13 protein-coding genes are annotated in these 18,193 nt (G+C 49.5%); 4 read left to right on the forward strand and 9 right to left on the reverse strand.

Translation table 11 applies throughout. The annotated features are described in order from the left end of the window. Positions 1-223: 223 nt before the first annotated feature. Entirely contained in the window at positions 224-1,609 is a 1,386-nt protein-coding gene (locus tag AC5YBX_RS03170; RefSeq protein ID WP_494520026.1) for a DEAD/DEAH box helicase, read from the reverse strand. Positions 1,610-2,165: 556 nt separating this feature from the next. Here AC5YBX_RS03170 and AC5YBX_RS03175 point away from each other — a divergent pair. The 3 genes from AC5YBX_RS03175 to cydC all read left to right on the forward strand — a co-directional run bounded on the left by AC5YBX_RS03175 (position 2,166) and on the right by cydC (position 6,301). Further along, positions 2,166-2,498, forward strand: a complete 333-nt coding sequence (locus tag AC5YBX_RS03175) for a DUF3622 domain-containing protein (RefSeq protein WP_475515888.1) — start codon at positions 2,166-2,168, stop codon at positions 2,496-2,498. Positions 2,499-2,681: 183 nt separating this feature from the next. Next, on the forward strand, positions 2,682-4,499 hold the full coding sequence (gene cydD / locus AC5YBX_RS03180; protein ID WP_494524350.1) for a heme ABC transporter permease/ATP-binding protein CydD: 1,818 nt from the start codon (positions 2,682-2,684) through the stop codon (positions 4,497-4,499). 11 nt (positions 4,500-4,510) lie between these two features. Beyond that, positions 4,511-6,301, forward strand: a complete 1,791-nt coding sequence (gene cydC, locus AC5YBX_RS03185) for a heme ABC transporter ATP-binding protein/permease CydC (RefSeq protein WP_494524789.1) — start codon at positions 4,511-4,513, stop codon at positions 6,299-6,301. A gap of 197 nt (positions 6,302-6,498) precedes the next feature. Here the strand turns inward: cydC and putA are convergent, their stop codons facing one another. From putA to AC5YBX_RS03210, 5 genes are all read right to left on the reverse strand, one after another. Beyond that, positions 6,499-9,678 carry a bifunctional proline dehydrogenase/L-glutamate gamma-semialdehyde dehydrogenase PutA gene (gene putA, locus AC5YBX_RS03190; protein WP_494524351.1) on the reverse strand — a complete coding sequence of 1,060 codons (3,180 nt, stop codon included), beginning with the start codon at positions 9,676-9,678 and terminating at the stop codon, positions 6,499-6,501. 485 nt (positions 9,679-10,163) lie between these two features. Beyond that, positions 10,164-10,739, reverse strand: a complete 576-nt coding sequence (locus AC5YBX_RS03195) for a TIGR04211 family SH3 domain-containing protein (RefSeq protein WP_494520023.1) — start codon at positions 10,737-10,739, stop codon at positions 10,164-10,166. A 188-nt stretch (positions 10,740-10,927) separates the two neighbouring features. Then, a complete protein-coding gene (locus tag AC5YBX_RS03200; protein ID WP_494523596.1) occupies positions 10,928-12,256 on the reverse strand; it encodes an IS4 family transposase in 1,329 nt (442 codons plus the stop codon). A gap of 136 nt (positions 12,257-12,392) precedes the next feature. Further along, positions 12,393-13,661, reverse strand: a complete 1,269-nt coding sequence (locus AC5YBX_RS03205) for an inorganic phosphate transporter (RefSeq protein WP_494520022.1) — start codon at positions 13,659-13,661, stop codon at positions 12,393-12,395. A 24-nt stretch (positions 13,662-13,685) separates the two neighbouring features. Further along, the gene (locus AC5YBX_RS03210; RefSeq protein ID WP_110455915.1) at positions 13,686-14,366 is read right to left on the reverse strand and encodes a TIGR00153 family protein; all 681 of its coding nucleotides are present in this window, start codon (positions 14,364-14,366) and stop codon (positions 13,686-13,688) included. A gap of 253 nt (positions 14,367-14,619) precedes the next feature. On the opposite strand from AC5YBX_RS03210, the gene AC5YBX_RS03215 reads away from it, so the two are divergent. Then, positions 14,620-16,104 (forward strand): CYTH domain-containing protein, encoded by a 1,485-nt coding sequence (locus tag AC5YBX_RS03215; protein WP_494524352.1) that lies wholly within the window; start codon positions 14,620-14,622, stop codon positions 16,102-16,104. A 131-nt stretch (positions 16,105-16,235) separates the two neighbouring features. Here AC5YBX_RS03215 and AC5YBX_RS03220 read toward each other — a convergent pair whose 3' ends face one another. The 3 genes from AC5YBX_RS03220 to AC5YBX_RS03230 all read right to left on the reverse strand — a co-directional run bounded on the left by AC5YBX_RS03220 (position 16,236) and on the right by AC5YBX_RS03230 (position 18,167). Then, positions 16,236-17,057: an ion transporter gene (locus AC5YBX_RS03220; protein WP_494524353.1), complete on the reverse strand. Its 822-nt coding sequence runs from the start codon at positions 17,055-17,057 to the stop codon at positions 16,236-16,238. A 67-nt stretch (positions 17,058-17,124) separates the two neighbouring features. Next, positions 17,125-17,457 carry a hypothetical protein gene (locus AC5YBX_RS03225; RefSeq protein WP_494520019.1) on the reverse strand — a complete coding sequence of 111 codons (333 nt, stop codon included), beginning with the start codon at positions 17,455-17,457 and terminating at the stop codon, positions 17,125-17,127. Positions 17,458-17,522: 65 nt separating this feature from the next. Continuing rightward, a complete protein-coding gene (locus AC5YBX_RS03230) occupies positions 17,523-18,167 on the reverse strand; it encodes a hypothetical protein (protein ID WP_494524354.1) in 645 nt (214 codons plus the stop codon). Positions 18,168-18,193: the final 26 nt, after the last annotated feature.

Below are 18,193 nucleotides of genomic sequence, written 5' to 3' on the forward strand. Positions count from 1 at the left end.
CCTAAGTCGGGTAAACGTAAGGCCACACTCACCGTGCCTCAGAGGTATCGACACATTCCCCGTTGGCCAGCCAATCGCTATATTCGTAGGCTTCATCCCTAATCCCTAATCCCTAGACCGGGTAACACCTAGGGCGAATAATTCCTAGGGTAGGAAATTGCGAGATAAAAAAATGGCCAGTATTGCTACTGACCATAGTGTGGTTACGACTTACCGATAAGCGTTACTTAGCGGTTTGCGCGGCACTTGGGCGACGCGTACGGCGACGACTCGGGGCGTTACCGTCTCGGTGTTCGCTCTTGCCTTGGTAAGGACTTTTGCTTTGTCCTTGGCCTTCGCGGTTGCCTTGCGGCTTATCGTCATTGCGGTTGTGACCGCCGCTATTACGCGCTGGGCGATTGCCGCTGGGCTTAGCATTACGTGGGCCACGGTTTTGTCCATGACGCTTAGGTGTTAAGTCTGTTTCTGGCAGCTTATGAGTCGACTCAAAGCCTGCCACTTCGGTGCGCGGCAGGGTTTTACCGATCAAGCGCTCGATATCGGCCAGCAATTTGCTCTCTTCGCTGCTCACCAGTGAAATCGCTTTACCCGCGGCGCCGGCGCGACCAGTACGACCGATACGATGTACGTAATCCTCTGGCACGTTCGGCAAGTCAAAGTTGACCACTTGTGGTAGTTGATCGATATCGAGGCCACGAGCGGCAATATCGGTCGCAACCAATACGCGGACTTCGCCACTTTTAAAGTTAGCCAGCGCCTTGGTGCGCGCGCCTTGGCTCTTATTACCATGAATGGCCGCAGCTGTGATGCCTTTGGCATCTAAGCTCTTAGCGAGGCGGTTTGCGCCATGCTTGGTGCGGCTAAAGACCAATACTTGTTGCCAATCATGTTGCTTAATTAATTGCACCAGTGCAGCCGACTTTTGCGTCTTGTCTACTGGGCAAATTAACTGCTCTACCGTATTGGCGGTGGTGTTACGCGGCGTTACTGAGATCTCGACCGGATTGTTAACCAAGCCTTTGGCTAGGGTGCGGATCTCATCGGAAAAGGTGGCCGAAAACATCAGGTTTTGACGCTTGGCGGGTAATACGGCCAAGATTTTTTTGATGTCGTGGATAAAGCCCATATCCAGCATGCGGTCGGCTTCATCGAGCACTAACACTTCTAGCTGGTTAAAGCTAACGGCGCGTTGGTTATAAAGGTCGAGTAAACGCCCTGGGGTGGCCACTAAAATATCGACGCCACGATTAATTTGGCTGATTTGCGGGCCAATGCCGACGCCGCCAAATACTACGGCGCTACGCAGGGGTAAATATTTGCCGTAAGTAGTGACGCTTTCTGCTATCTGTGCAGCCAGCTCTCGAGTTGGGGTTAACACCAGTGCACGCACTTGTTTGGCGCGAGCACGTTCTCCTTTGCTTAGCAATTCGAGTAGTGGCAGGGTAAAGCCTGCGGTTTTGCCCGTGCCGGTTTGTGCCGCCGCCATTACATCCTTACCTTCTAACACGGCTGGAATCGCCTGCGCTTGAATTGGAGAGGGTGTTTCATAACCTTTGTTGGCTACAGCTTTTAAGATAGGGGCGGATAAACCTAGGGAGGTAAAACTCATAGATGGGTCTCTTGGGGCTGCATGGGCAGCAAAATTCAGGTGCCAGGTACGCTGGCGGGCGTGCATCTTACAGGATTTACTGAAAAATCGCTAATTATTCGCTAAAACATGGCGAATAAATGTGCAGGCATGGGAGCCATGGGCTATCAATGGCTGGGTGGAAGTATAGCGTTTAAGTGGTACGTAAGACACCTTGTGTGGTTAAGGGGTCGTTAAGGCACCTGTAATATCGAGCGTCGGCTGTAGATGACTAGGCCGTTAGGCGATATATTTAGCTGGGCTTAGCGTCGCTAAAAATGAGGGGCAGTATGTCATTAAACATAACTTTAATAATAACTTAGGCTTATACTTGCCTTGTGTTAGTACTTTTTGGGTTATTAAAATTGACCCCTTAGTTAAATTGATTAGTATTATTCACTCGCTCATGATTGAGTTTTGTGCAAAGGAGACTACAATAGCCGCCTTTCGGGCAAAACCCATCGCGGGCCTCGCCCAACCGGTGGTAGATATTTAGACACTCGAAGATCTATGCCTTTACTTATGTTAGGACTGAATCATGTTAAAAGATAAAAAGTATGCCCTTCGTGTTGTTGAAACCGAAAAAGGCTGGAGTGCACAAGTCACTCGTCGTATGACTGCGCGTAAAACCGTGGTTTCTAAGTCAAAAGCTGGCTTTGCAACCGAAGCGGAAGCGACAGAGTGGGGCAATGCCGCACTGCAACAGATCGTTGAAAACCTAATGGTACGCAATCAGCGCCGCGCTAAGCAGCGTGAAGAGCGTACCGAAGCGTTAGCGGCAAAAGAAGCGGCAGCGCAAGAGTGGCGTGACGCGCATCCAGATGCCGATGCAGATGAAGATGACGACGAGATCTATATCAAGCAAGATTAAAGCTTGTTATTGATATATCGCCCTAAAAGCCAGCCATAAGTGCTGGCTTTTTTGATCTAGCTCAATTTTTGTGAAGCGCCTAACATTTACGCTCGCCCCTGTTTATTAAGCTCCCATTGCCTGCGATACTTCATGGATTGGCAATATACGCCGTTACCCTCGCCTCAATGTCGTCGGAGCCCCATGGACAAAAGCTTAGAAAAAGTGCTTTCCCGTTGGTTGAAACAGCAAAAATCAGCCTGTGGCATCTACCTTAACCTCACTGTGTTGTTTGGCGTATTGACGGGCCTAGCCTTAGTGGTACAAGCCTATCTGCTGGCCACCATGTTGCATGGCATGATTATCGAGTCGCAGCCCAAAACCGATTTCATCAACCATTTTTATCTCCTCATCGGCATCATAGCGCTTAGGGCATTATTGGCCTATGGCCGCGAGCGCGTAAGCTTTAAAGCGGGCTGTTTGCTGCGCGGGCAGATCCGTAAAGCGGTGCTGGATAAGTTAACCCAACTGGGGCCTGTGTTTATAAAAGGTAAGCCGGCGGGTAGCTGGGCCAGCATTGTATTAGAGCAGGTTGAAGATCTGCATGACTTTTACGCCAAATACCTGCCACAGATGCTGCTGGCGGGCTTTATCCCGCTGACCATTTTGGCGGTGGTGTTGCCGATAAACTGGGCCGCGGGCATCATCTTGCTGGCAACGGCCCCGTTAATTCCGCTATTTATGATCTTAGTGGGCATGGGCGCTGCCGATGCCAACCGTAAAAACTTCACCGCCTTGTCGCGTTTAAGTGGCCACTTTATGGACCGCCTTAAAGGCATGAGCACCATTAAGCTGTTTTATCGTGGCGAGCGTGAGATCAAAGCGATTGAAACCGCCTCCGAAGAGTTTCGCAGCCGCACTATGGCGGTGCTGCGTATGGCCTTTTTAAGCTCAGCCGTGCTGGAGTTTTTCGCTGCAGTGTCGATTGCGGTATTGGCGGTGTATTTTGGTTTTAGCTTTCTTGACCATCTCGATTTTGGTCATTATGGCGCTGGCCTTACCCTGTTTACCGGTTTATTTGTGCTGATCTTGGCCCCCGAGTTTTATCAACCGCTGCGGGACATGGGCACGCATTATCACGCTAAGGCGCAGGCCATCGGCGCGGCAGAAGCGTTAATGGCCTTGCTTAATCATCCCGAGAGTGGCTGTGGCGATAACAATAGTGGCGATAACGGCGATAACCATAGTGGCGGCAATCAGGGGGTGCCGTTTGCCTCTCATCAGCCGCTGAGTATTGTGCTGCAAGATGTGACCGTGCGTAGCCTCGATGGCCAAGTGTTGGCCGGGCCGCTGAGTGTGATGTTAGCGGCTGGGCAACGTATGGCGTTGGTGGGGCCTAGCGGGGCAGGCAAAAGCAGTTTACTCAATATGTTGCTCGGCTTTTTACCCTATGAAGGGTCGGTGTTGGTCAATGGCATCGAGCTGAATACACTCGACAGAGTCAGTTATCGCCGCCATTTGGCCTGGCTGGGGCAAGAGCCGCAGCTGTTTCATGGCACGGTGCGCGATAACGTGGCGATGAGTAATATCGAGATGAGCGACGCCTGCGTACTGGCGCTTTTGGACAAGGCGCAGGTGAGAGAGTTTGTCGACGCGCAGCCGCTCGGGTTAGCCCATCCCATAGGGGAGCAGAGTGCCGGGGTATCGGTGGGGCAAGCTCAACGCTTGTGCCTTGCTCGTGCGCTGGGGCAAGAGGCGCAGCTTTTGTTGCTTGATGAGCCTACCGCCAGTTTAGACAGTCACAGTGAGCAAGCGGTATTAGCGGCACTGGATGAGGCGATGGCAGGCGCGAGCGCCTTGATGGTGACTCATCGTCTAGATTCTCTGCAGCAGATGGACAAGATAGTGGTGTTAGACAAGGGGCGCATTGTGCAGCAGGGCGATTATCAGACCTTGGTAAGCCAGCAGGGGCTATTTCGGGAGCTGTGCCATGAGCAGGCTTTAAGCGAGGCATTGTCATGAAACGTAAAGGGATAAGCCAACTGTTGCCGTTTTTAAGGCTGTTTAAACGCCAATGGCTGATGATGGGCGTTGGCCTGTTGTTAAGTATCACCACCTTGATGGCTGGCATTGGCTTGTTATCGCTGTCGGGCTGGTTTCTCTCGGCCACGGCGGTTGCAGGACTCACTGTGGCGACCGCACAGGCGTTTAACTATTTTACCCCCGCAGGTGGCGTGCGATTTTTATCCATCGCCCGCACCGCCAGTCGCTATGGTGAGCGCCTTGCCACCCATGAGGCCACCTTTAAATTACTGACCGAGCTTAGGTGCTGGGCATGGCGCAAGTTGATGCCGCTGAGCGCGAGCGATCTTCAGGCGGTGCGCGGTGGCGATCTGCTGAATCGTTTAGTGTCAGACATTGATACGCTCGATCATCTCTATTTACGCTTAATCACTCCCATGGCCGCCTCGCTGTTGATGATTGGCGCCTTATACCTGTTTTTGGGCTGGTTTGATGCCACCTTAGCGCTCACCCTGTGCGGCGTGTTATTGGCCTTATGGTGTTTATTGCCGTTGATCTTTTATGCCTTAGGCCATCGCCCGGGCATCGCCCAGCTTGAGGCAAAACGCGACTTTAGAGTATTAATGCTCGAATATGTGCAAGGTCAGGCCGAGTTAACCCTATTTGGTGCGCTACCTCGGTTTCGCGCTGAGCTTGATAGGGCGCAGACAAAGTTGTTTGCCAGCCAAGCGGCGATGGCCAATGTCACTGCGCTGAGCCAAGCGGCGTTGGTCTTGTGTCATGGGCTTGCCGTGGTACTGCTGCTATATATGGCGGCCGATGGGGTGGGTGAACATCTGCCACCTGGGCCCATGCTGGCGCTAGTAGTCTTTATGACACTGGCTTGTATCGAGATGTTGATGCCGCTAGCGGCAGCGTTTCAGCACCTGTCTGCGTGTGTGATGGCCGCCGAGCGAGTCAATGAGGTGGCGCTGCAATCGCCTAGCATCATCTTCGATGAGCAGGCAGAGCATAGAGTCACCCACGGCGCGTTAAGCTTGCAGCAGGTCGATTTTGCCTATACGGCAGATAAACCAGTACTCAAAGGAGTTGATCTAACCCTGCAGGCTGGCGACAAGGTGGCGCTGCTGGGGCAAACTGGTTGTGGCAAGTCGAGTTTGTTGTCATTAATCACTCGTCAGTGGCAGCCGCAAGCGGGCAGTATCATGCTCGATGGGGTGCCTATTTCAGCCTACAGCGAAAAACAACTGCGCCAAGGCATGACTGTGGTGAGCCAGCGTATCTACCTGTTTGCCGGAACCCTGCGCGATAACTTAACCTTAGCCCAGCTCGATACGCAAACGGAGATCCAGACACAAGGCTTAAGCCGTGCAGCCAGGCGTGAGGCGCAGGCGGCCAATGATAAGCTGCTCGTTGAGGTGCTCAATAAAGTGGGCTTAAGTACCTTAACTCAAGGTGATAAGCCACTGGATACTTGGATTGGTGAAGGCGGACGGCAGTTGTCTGGAGGGGAGCAGCGCCGTATTGGGGTTGCCAGAGCGCTATTGCGTGACGCGCCGTTATTGCTGCTTGATGAGCCTACCGAAGGGTTAGATCAACGCACCGAACGTGAGATCTTGGCGCTGTTATTTGAATTTGCTCAAGATAAAACCTTGTTGATGATAAGCCACCGCCTAACTGCGATGGCGCAGATGGACTGTATTCATCTGATGGAAAATGGGGCGATCCGCCAAAGTGGTAGCCATCAAATGCTGCTGCAACAGGATGAATACTATGCCAGTTTACAACGGCGCTTAGTGTAAACAAGGCTTGCTTAAGCCGGCGATGAGCCGTTAAGCTGACAGTAAAAAGCCAGTTGCATTGCAACTGGCTTTTTACTTATCGACTTTTTACTTATCGACTTTTTACTTATCGACTTTTTATTTATCGTCGCTGACACCTTACGGTATCGGCTTACTTGTTCATTTGCCTACTTACGCTATGGGATACGCTAATGGTATTAGTCATCACTATCGCCCAGTGATAAGAGGGTCGCATTGCCACCGATGGCGGTGATGTTATTGGTGCGGGTCTTTTCGGTCACAAAACGGGTTAAGTAGTGTGGGCCACCGGCTTTAGGGCCTGTGCCCGACAGGCCTTGTCCGCCAAAAGGCTGCACGCCAACGACAGCGCCAATTTGGTTGCGATTGATATAGACATTACCCACATTAACCTTGTCGGCTAAGGCGAGGGCATGGCTTTCGTTACGGCTATGGATCCCCAGGGTGAGACCAAATCCGGTTGAATTGATCTCATCAATAACCTTAGGTAAATCGGCAGCCTTATAGCGGATAACATGTAGGATAGGCCCAAAGTGCTCTTTTTCTAACACTTTAATCGAGTCAATTTCTACCGCAATCGGCGCCACAAAGTGGCCATTTTCGGTGCCAGATGGTAACTCAAGCTGGTTAATCAAACGGCCTACTTGCTTAATGTGATCGATATGGGCATTAAGGTTGGCCTTGGCGGTCGCATCGATCACCGGCCCGACATCTGTCTTCACCGAGTTGGGATCGCCAATGGTTAACTCATTCATCGCCCCTTTGAGCACATCAATAACACGATCGGCGATATCTTCTTGTAAAAACAGCACTCGCAGCGCCGAGCAGCGTTGTCCTGCACTGGTAAAGGAAGATGACACCACATCATTAACCACTTGCTCTGGCTGCGAGGTTGAGTCCACTACCATGGCATTTTGGCCACCAGTTTCGGCGATTAGCGGAATGATGGCCCCTTCGCGCTGGGCTAAGGTTAGGTTGATGCGCTTGGCCGTGACGGTTGAGCCTGTGAAGCAGACGCCCCCTATGCGCTCATCGGCGGTGATGGTCGCGCCAACGCTAGCACCCGTGCCAGGCAGGAACTGTAACACCTCTTTGGGGATCCCCGCTTGATGCGCCAGCTGCACCGCGCGGTAGCCGATAATTGAGGTTTGTTCGGCAGGCTTAGCCACCACAGTGTTACCCGCAGCAAGCGCGGCGGCAACTTGACCTAAGAAGATGGCTAGCGGGAAGTTCCAAGGGCTGATACACACAAAGACGCCGCGACCTTGCAAGAACAGCTCATTGAGTTCACCCGTTGGGCCTGGCAGCAGTTCAGGCTTGGCCATCATCTTCTTGGCTTGCACCGCGTAGTAGCGACAGAAATCGACCGCTTCGCGCACTTCATCGATACCGTCTTGAATGCTCTTACCCGCTTCACGGGTACATAAAACAATCAACTCTTCGCGGTGTTCTTCTAATAGATCCGCTAGCTTTTGTAACGCGTTGGCGCGCACTTCAACGGGCGTTGCACACCATGAACCAAAGGCGCCGTGGGCACTGGCGAGCGCATGTTCTATGGCGTGGCTGTCGGCAAAGGCGACGGTGCCGACCACCTGAGTGGTGTCATAGGGGCTGAGCACTTCTATGGTGTCACCCGTTAGGGTTTCGCCATTGACCAGCGGGCCCGCGCTCCAGCGCTTGTCTTTAAAGGTGTCTAGCGCCGCGAAAAATGGCTCAGATTCCGAGATGATATTCATATTGAGTCCCTTAGAGTTTTTACGTTCGGCGCCAAAAATATCGGCTGGCTGAACAATTTTATTATTGGCTAGGGTGTTGTAGTTTTGTAGGGTCGTCAAAGGATGGACAACCAAAGAGTCGATGGGGGTTTTAGGGTCCACCAGTTTATGCACAAACGAGGTGTTGGCGCCATTTTCTAGCAGGCGACGCACCAAGTAAGGTAGCAGATCTTTGTGGGCACCAACGGGCGCATAGATACGCACTGTGCTCACGCCAGCTTCGGCCAGCAAGGTGTCATACAACTCTTCGCCCATGCCGTGCAGACGTTGAAATTCATAGAGGCGATCGCCCGCCATATCGGCAATGGCCGCGACAGTTTGCGCATTGTGGCTGGCAAACTGCGGATAGATGGCGCCGCGTGTGGCATCTGACAACAAATAGCGGGCGCAGGCAAGGTAAGAGACATCGGTGCCTGCCTTACGGGTGTAGAGTGGGTAACCGCCTTCACCTGCCATTTGTGCCCATTTTAGCTCGCTGTCCCAGTAAGCACCTTTCACTAAGCGCAGTGGGATCTCATCGCCTTGATCTTTCGATAGGCGCGTTAGCCAGCACAGTACCGGCAGGGCGCGTTTAGAATAGGCTTGCACGACTATGCCTAACAGGCCCCAGCCTTTGGCGGCGTCTGAGTTATACAGCTTTTGGAACAGCTTGAGCGACAGCTCTAAGCGGTCGGCTTCTTCGGCATCGATAGAGACGCCAATATTGAGGGCGCGTGCTTGCTTGATTAATTTGATAACGGTGTCGTACAGCTCGGTGAGTGTGCGATCTTCGTTAGCGACTTCATAGCGTGGATGCAGCGCTGACAGTTTAATAGAGATGGTTGGACGCGGCGCTTGGCTTTCATCGTACTCTTGCTCGCCCAAGGCGGCGATAGCACTAGAATAATCGTCGAAGTATTTTTGCGCATCTTTCATGGTGAGCGCCGCTTCGCCGAGCATGTCGTAGCTGTGGGTATAACCTAGCTTACGTTTATCGACACTGTTTTTTAGGGCTTCTTTAACGGTGCGACCTAATACAAATTGCTTGCCCATGATCTTCATCGCTGCCAGCATGGCTTGGCGGATCACAGGTTCGCCTAAACGGTTAACTAAGCGGTTGAGTAGGCTACTAGGCTTACCATCAATCTCTTTATCTAGGTTGACGATTTTACCCGTTAGCATCAATCCCCAAGTCGAGGCATTGACTAAGGTGGAGCCACTCTTATTGAGGTGTTCGTCCCATTTCGCCCCTGAGAGCTTGTCTTCAATCAGTGCGTCGGCGGTCTCGGCATCGGGGATGCGCAGCAAGGCTTCGGCGAGGCACATCAAAATAATGCCTTCTTGAGTCTCTAAGCTATATTGCTGCAAAAAGGCATCGATACCGACCATCAGGCCTTTTTTATCGTATTGACGTACCTTGCTGACTAGGTCGTGAGCACGCTGGGTGACGCGCTGGATCTCTGCTTCACTGGAAGGCACCAGTTGGATCAGTTCTGAGAGGTATTGCTCTTCATCGACAATATAGTTGTGGGTGATCGCTTCAAAAAGCTCATCTAGGGTAGCTGAGTCATAACGACCAGTCAGAACTTCACTTGCTTTGAACATAGTAGTAACTTCCACCTGGACCTACATTAGGGACAGTTTTGGCTTGAACAAAAGGTCTGTTTAAAAGGCGTTTGGTCTTATTTTTGTATCCAATCTGGCGCCTTCGCGCGCCGATTATACATTCAAAATGTGACGAGGAACACCATTGTGAAAACTAATGTGATCCTTGTTTGAAATGATGTAAATAGATGGTGTGCTATGCCCAGCTTGTATGGGTTTAGTTAGTGAGTGGTAATTGCACTGCGTTTGAAATCAACTGTAAATGGAGTGTTAAATACGGTCTGTTTTGTCGTGTTGACCTTAATCGCTATGGTGTCTGCTGCAATCCATTTGTTGTCATCGCGGGCTGGCGTTATCGCAGCGGCTGACAAGGTGGCTTTGTGCTGCTCAGATGTGGTAACTCCCTGACATTTGGCTATCAAAAAGTGTAATGCACAAAAAAGCCAGCAGCCTAGCTGCTGGCTTTTTTAAAGCGCTAATAGTTATTACCAACGATTCTTCTGGCGACGACGTGGTCTTGGCAGGTAAGCGATGATCACCCCAAGAATTAAGCCGATACCGGCAATCATACCGCCTTGCTTGAGCTGTTCGAAACGCTCGTTGTTTTGGATTTTTGCTAGCTCGCGTGTGGCGCTGTCGCGTTCGCTACTGGCTACGGCAAGCGCTTGCTCACTGTTGGCAAGCTGAGAGCGAAGTTGACGGATAAGTTGAGTGCTGTTGCTGCTTTCATTGGTCAAGGTATCGAGTTCAGTTTGTACCTGAGCCAGTTTGGCTTCGACTTCGGGTAATTGCACTCGAAAGCTCTTGCTAGTCATGACTAGATTACCATCTACCCAACCCTCACGGCCTTTGTGGTCGATAATCTTAACGTAGTCGCCTTCAGTCTCACCTAAGTAAGTGATGGCTTGCCCTGCTTCTATACTGCCTAAAATACGGAACTGAGTGCCGGGGCCGCCATGAAGGAAGATGTAGACGTTATCTGAAATATAACGGGTTTGTTCTGCTGCCGAAAGCGTCGCTGACAGCAACATCAATGCAACGATAGATAGGAGTCTTAACACTTTGAGTTCTCTTCAACGAAATATTGCCACATGCTAGGGATTTCACGGTCTTTTTGCAAGGGGTGGCGAGGCTGATATTTTGTCAAATGACGACAGAGATCAATCATGGTGTGTGGTTGTAGGCTCTGTGGCTATGTAGTAGGCCCATGTGGCGGCCATAAAAAAGGAAGCCTTAAGGCTAATGCCAGTCAGTTAAGCTGATTGGCATTTTTCTTTTTATGGGGATATTTGCTTGGTTTTGACTTTATAGCCCTTGGGTACACCCTATCTTCTCGTTTCGTTGGTAGCTCGAAGTTACCTAGCATTTCTATCAGTTGCTCGTAATGTTTGGGTAAATTTCCTGGGTTCATCAGTGGTAATCTTGCTAGGTAACTTAGTATCGTACTCGCACAATTACTGAAGCTGAGGCGATTGGCCCATATTCCTTTTCTTGATGCGGCCTCAGTCATTGCTTGACGCATCAGGTTGTAGCCAAGTAGTAAGCCCCAAAGTTCCTGTTCTACCATCTCTGATTTTTTACTTCTTAGCGTATACTCGCTGTTTAGTAGGGTTTGTTTCATCTCTCTGTAGCCAAGCTCTATTTCCCATCGATGATTATATAACTCAACGATGTCAGCACTTGGAAAGCGTAATGGGTCGACCATTGAGGTTAATACCTGATGCGTCTTACCTTTTATTGATTTTGTCACCAGCCTCGCTTCTATATGCGTCGGTAGCGCTGGGTTTTGTTGTCTGGCTTGGGCGGTTATTGCCAATTTCACCTGTTTATCTAACCGGCCATTTGAGTGTAAAACCTCGTACTGAAGCCCCTTTCTCGCAGGGATTAACCAGTGCCGCTCTTCACCACCTAGTTGCCATTGATGTAGCAAGTTTAAGGAGTAAAAACCTTTATCGAACATCGTGAGACTATGGTCTGGAGTTGACTGTATGAGCGCTTCTGCTAGCTTCATTTCACTCGTTTTATAACCATCAAACGCGCTATTTATCAGTTGATGGCTAGTGAGCTCCATATGACACACCATACGAACCTGAGGAAATGAGGTGTCACCATGTTGATTTGATGGTGAGCCAAAAGCATTACGATTATCAGCGGTGTCTTGAGTGCGCCAGACTACACCATCAACGGCTAATAAATTCAGTCCACACCATGTCTCAAATTGAGTGTTGCTATAGTAATGTTTTGCCATCATTTGAAAGGCATTTTTCATACTCTGCACACCTAACCTCTGGCGCCCTTGAACAAGAGCACTGGGGGCAATGAGCTTCTTTTTACCTGGTAGCATCAACTCCATATGAGTCGCAAGCTCCCATACAGACTGTTGTCGGTAAAAACTCATACCAATGACAGACCACATAACTGCATCAAGGGGTAAGCGACGTTTTCTTACTGTGGCGACCCCCGCAGTTTCAAAGGCTTGCTGGATGATGTTTTCATCCAATAAGTGATTAAGATTGGTAAAAGCTGTGGCTTCTTGGTGGTATTCAAAAGCGGTGCAGAAAGCTTGTTCTAAAGACATAAAAAAATCCAATATCATTTCTGATATTGGATTTTGAAGCCTTTTAAAGATCGGTCAACTGATCGTTTATATGCTTAACTGATCAGCATTAGCCTTAAGGCTTCCTTTTAGTGGTGCTATCAATACTATCAAGCGATTAGCCGAAAATACCCTTGATGGTAAAGAAGAAGATGATCGATAGACCCGCACCAGCAGGTAAAGTGACCACCCAAGATACCACGATGTTACGTACCACACCGATATTGATAGCGGCAATACCACGTGCCATCCCCACACCTAATACTGCACCCACTAAGGTTTGCGTGGTAGAGATAGGTAAACCGGTGCCCGAGGCGATAACCACGGTAGATGCGGCTGCTAGCTCGGCGGCAAAACCACGGCTAGGAGTAAGGTGGGTAATATTTTTACCTATGGTTTGCATAACGCGCTTACCAAAGATAGCCAGACCCATCACAATACCCACGGCACCTAAAGGTAGGATCCACCATACCAATGGGGCTTTGCTGCTGATCTCACCGCCACTGTTGACCACAGAAACAACCGCGGCCAGTGGGCCAATGGCGTTAGCAACGTCATTAGAGCCGTGCGCAAATGCCATACAACAAGCGGTAACCACCATCAAGATGGCGAACACTTTCTCAACGTTACCAAACTGGGTTTGACGATCGGCTTTGTCGCTCATCTTCAGACGTTTAATCGCCACCATACCGCCAAGACCAACAAGGATGGCAATGCCTATGGCTAATGCATAAGACTCAACATCACTGAAATGCAAACCAACGTGCTTTAGCCCTTTCTTGATGGTCACAAGTGACATGACAAAGCCAGCTAAACCCATGTAGAACGGCACATAACGTTTAGCATTTTCAAGCGGATTTTCGGTATTGAAAATCAACTTTTGTACGCTTTGGAATATCATAAAGGCGATAAAACCGGAGATGGCTGGCGTGACCACCCAAGAGCCCACAATGCCAAACACCTTACCCCAAGCCACTGAGTCAGCACCCACTCCGACCGAGGCAAACCCCACTATCGCGCCCACAATTGAGTGAGTCGTCGATACTGGCCATCCTAATGCCGAGGCAACCACTAACCAGATACCTGCAGCTAATAGCGCCGCAATCATGCCGTAAACCAATAACTCGGGTGAGTCGACAAAATACGCTGAATCGATGATCCCTTTTCGAATCGTGCTGGTAACTTCACCGCCGGCAAGATAGGCGCCAGCGAATTCGAAGATCATTGCAATAATGATCGCTTGTTTAATGGTGATCGCGTTTGAACCTACAGAGGTTCCCATTGCATTGGCGACATCGTTTGCGCCGATACCCCACGCCATTAAAAATCCAAATGCGGCCGCAATAGCAATAAGCCATGGGCCGTTGGTGACTAATACATCAACCATGTTGATACCTTGATAACTTGTTTTTTAGACGCGAGCTAACATTAGCTCTAAGCGAGAACCGACGCGCTCAGCAAGATCTGCTAAGTCACCAACCCACTCAATTATCTTATAAAGGAACATCACATCGATAGGATTTAGCTCATTTTCAATGCTAAATAACTGGCGACGGATTTTGATTTGTAGATCATCTGTGTCCTCTTCGATTTGGTCGAGTTCACTGATCATCTTAGCTACAAGATCGACTTCACGCCCACGAAAACCTGTTTCTAGTAGGTCGTCGAGTTCGTTAATGGCTTCCTTAGCCTGCACAACAGCATCAATACAGCGTTGTAAATAGGCGGTGAAGGGTTCTTGTATAGCTGCGGGGACAAGTAGTTGACGGCCAATGACGCGGCCTGAAATGTCTTTCGCCTTATTAGCGATCTTATCTTGCTGGGTAAGTAGCTCCAGTAAGTCAGTTCGTTCAACTGGCATAAACAGGCCACCAGGAAGAGTCAGACGGATCTCTCTTTTAAGATCATCCGCTTCACGTTCCGCTTGGCTAATTTGCTTACGAAGTTGAACGGCTTTGTCCCAGTCACCTGCGACAGTTGCTTCAAAAAATGGTACAAGTATCGACGCACAATAGTGCACTTTATCGATATGCTCTTGTAACGGTTTGATTGGCGATTTTGCAAACACGCCCAAAATAGAGTTTACTGGCATTGCCGTGTACCTATTTAGGTTATTCCACTGTTGGAAAATGCGGGCGCATGTTAACCCAAGCGTCCACGTATTGAAACTGTGTTTTTATATAAAAACTGACAGTTTTTATTCTAACGAGTTATATAGAAACTGCAAAGCGTAATCCTAAAGTGCTTTTGTGACAGCAATATTACATTATGACGTTTTCATTAAATAATAATGAAAGCTGCATTACAGAAGCGAATTTATTAATCAAAAAGTGAGCAATTGGCGAATGGTAGCCGAAATAGAACTTAAACTATTTTTCCCACAAAAAGAACGACAAGCCTTGGTGTCACTGCTAAACAGTTTACCTCATAGTGAGTCAAAAGGCGTAAAACATCTCAGTAATAGTTATTTTGATACCCCAGACTTACAGCTGCGGCAATGGGACATGGGGCTGCGTATTCGCGGTTGCGATGGCCATTATGAGCAGACTATCAAGACTGCGGGCAGTGTTGTGGGCGGAGTGCATTCTCGCCCCGAATACAATATTGATATCGATCAACCTAAGGTCGATTTATCACGCTTCCCGCCTAAAATTTGGCCAGCAGGTGCTGACATCGATAAAGTGCAGCGCCAATTAAACTCGCTATTTGATACCGATTTTAGCCGGATGATTTGGCATATTTATCTGCAAGATAGCTTGGTTGAGGTGGCCTTAGATATTGGCACTATCACTGCCAATGGTGTCAGTGAACCTATATGTGAAATCGAGTTTGAGCTGCTTGCTGGCCAGACGCAGGCGTTATTGACATTGGGCGAGCAAGTCACCGAGCAGGTCTCTGCGCGTTTGGGGCGAGCCAGTAAGGCGCAGCGAGGGTATCGCTTGGCCGCGATGGCAAGCCCACAGCAGTTAGAGGCGCTTGATGTTATCGCCTTAAGCGATAAGGCAACGCCAAAACAGGCATTATTAACTGTGCTTAGTATTGGGCTGGAGCGTTGGCAATTGCTTGAAGCCATGGTGTTAGCGTCCACCGAGTGTGTTGAGCAACCAGAACTGGTATATCGGCTGCGCGCCTGTATCAGGCTGCTGCGCTCTACTTTGATGTCATTTGGTCTGTTAGATGAGCCCTTATCACAGGCTTTTGCGCGCATAGAGCAACATCTGGCCCCAGTGGATACAGCTTTAGGCTACAGCACCTTATTAACTCAAAGCGACACTCTGTTAGCGACGCTGCCGCAGATGGAGGGGGTTGAGCCATTAATCACCGAGGCTTTAGTTGCACTGGATTTACCCGGCATGATGCAAACTATGTTGGCAGATACCAATTATGGCCATCTGCAGCTCAAGTTGGTTAACTTATTATTTGCCTATCGCGAAGGCTTACTGCCGCTTAATCTCTCGTCTGAGCTGGTGCAATTTGCCAATATCCAGCTAGAAGATTCATGGCGGCAAGTGAGTACTATGATGTCGTCTGAGACGGCATTAAACCGTGATGACTTGCTCTCGCTGGGTAAGGCGTTAGAGCAAAGTCACTTAGTGGGCATCGCTTATGGCGACTTGTATCGCGTCAAATCAAGAGCGCTATTTAACGCTCCTTGGCATGATTTAGCCCAAGGGATCAGCAGCTTAATTGCCTACCAATGTTTAGCAAAGCTGGCTAAGGCGCACAATGTGGCGATTCAGCCTTGGCTCGATGAGCAACAACAGAGCTTATTGGTGGCGATGGAACATTCGCGCCGCTCAGCCCTTAAGGTAACGCCTTACTGGCGTTAATTCCGGCTAAGGCTTGGTGTCAGCGCTTGGGCTCCCAAGCCTTAATTGGGCTTATGTTGGCATTGGCGGTGTTGAGCTTTGTGGTTTAATGCTGATATGGCTGGCCAACCCCTTAGCATTAACCATGTTGGCTATCTGGGGGGGGGACTATCTTGTTTGAGCGACTTGTCTTGCTGGAGCTGTTGTTTAAGTTCAGCCACCTCTTGTAGCAGTATGGCTTGGTTTTGCTCCATTCGTTGCAGGGCATGATGAAGATCACTACGAATTTCTTCGCTCTGAGTATCTAACTTTTCTGACTCATCGGGAGCGATAAAAATCGAGGCCATATAGCCCGATATCACCCCGAAAAAGCTCACACCACACACTATGACTAGACCGCCGATAAAGTGGCCTATGGTGGTGACCGGATAATGGTCGCCATAACCTACGGTGGAAATAGTTACCAGCGCCCACCAGATGGCCTCTTCAGCGGTATGGATATTCGACCCAGGCTCGCCACTTTCTACAATTAATATCAATACTGAGGCGAAGGTGAGTAAGGTGACCAAGGCCACTAGTAGGCTAGCAAGCGTCGCCTGACGTCGCTGTTTCATCATGGGCACAATGATTGAGCGGGTCATTCTGAGTAGGCGAATCACCCGTAAGATCTGAAATAACCTTGCCATGCGCAGCGGTTCAATCGCCGGGATACTGGCAACAAGATCGATCCAATTGTGTTTGATATAGTGACGCTTATCGTCGGCGCGAAACAGATTGATGAAAAAATAACTGATGAAAATGGTGCAAATACTGGCATCGACAAATAATAGCAGTCGGCGAGTTTCAGTGTCGAGCTTGGCAAAAGTGAGCATCAATACCACGACCACAGAGATTAATGATAGCGCCATCATGGCTAGCTGAAACGGTGATGGGGCCTGCTCCATTGGCGGTAACCAACGTTTTTTCTCTGCCATAAAATGGTTCCCTAAACGGGACGCAGGTTAATCTCGCGCCCTTTTGTGTTGTATATGAGACACAATCTTATTCGTTTTCTCCAACAAAATGAACCAAGTCATCCAACACCCGGCGTTTTATTTCCAGCTGTTCGTTAGGGGGCAGGTTGTATTTTTGCGCCAGTAGTTGGTAATCATCTAGGCTGAGCGATACCGTGAGTCTTGGACGTTTGGGGCGTTTAGTGACCGATAATCCTAAGATAGTGCGGATTTGATCCGAGGGGCTAACCCCAGCATCCAGTGCCGCTTTTCGGATGGAGTATTGAAACTTTTCATCTAGATCGAATGCCACTTGCGTGGCCTTGGCGGCCTTTTGGTTTTGTAACCACTGCTCCGGGAGCGGTTGTTTAATTTTACTCATCTATCGTTACCTCTGCTGGGCGGCAAGTCGCTAAGGGGGCTGCGGATTTAGCGCTGCTGCGCTTATTACTTGCCTGGCCAGTATTCACGAATATCACTCAATGGGCGATACAGGGTCAACATGACATCGGTCTCACCGCCTTCATAGACCTCGACTTCAATGCCATAACGTTCTTCATCGTCGAGTAGTTGATACAGCTCAAATGGCTCACCACTATTAGTATCTTCGTCTTGGGGAGGTGTCATGCCACGATAATCTTGACGGTGAAAATAGCCAAATTGGGCAAAGTTAATCTGATGATATTGGCTGCCTAACCAAGCGTTCAGTGATTCAGGTGCTGTGGGCAGTATATTGAGGCTTGCCTGAACATCTTCTTCAAAAATATCACTAAATTGGTCAAGGTCGACAATTTGTTCAACTTGGCTGCGGGTGATTTTTAGGGCAAAACACAGATGAGTTTCATCATCTTCGTCGAGTGATAAAAACAGGGTTTCACTGCCATGACCTTTTAACACCCATTCGGTCGATTGTCGACGTTCAAATTCATAGGTGTTGATCGCTTCGACACGCAGTTGTTGGCCGCGCAGTTGTTCGGGCAGGGCAAAGCTGTCATCGAGGGTGATCATATCGCCAAGCTGGAGATGATTGGGGTGGCTTAGTTGACGTGGCGCTGGGGCTTTTTTACTAAAGAGCCCTTTTAAGAATCCCATGAGATACTCCTAACACTAACGAAAAT

It is taken from the genome of Shewanella sp. 492, assembly GCF_059338445.1.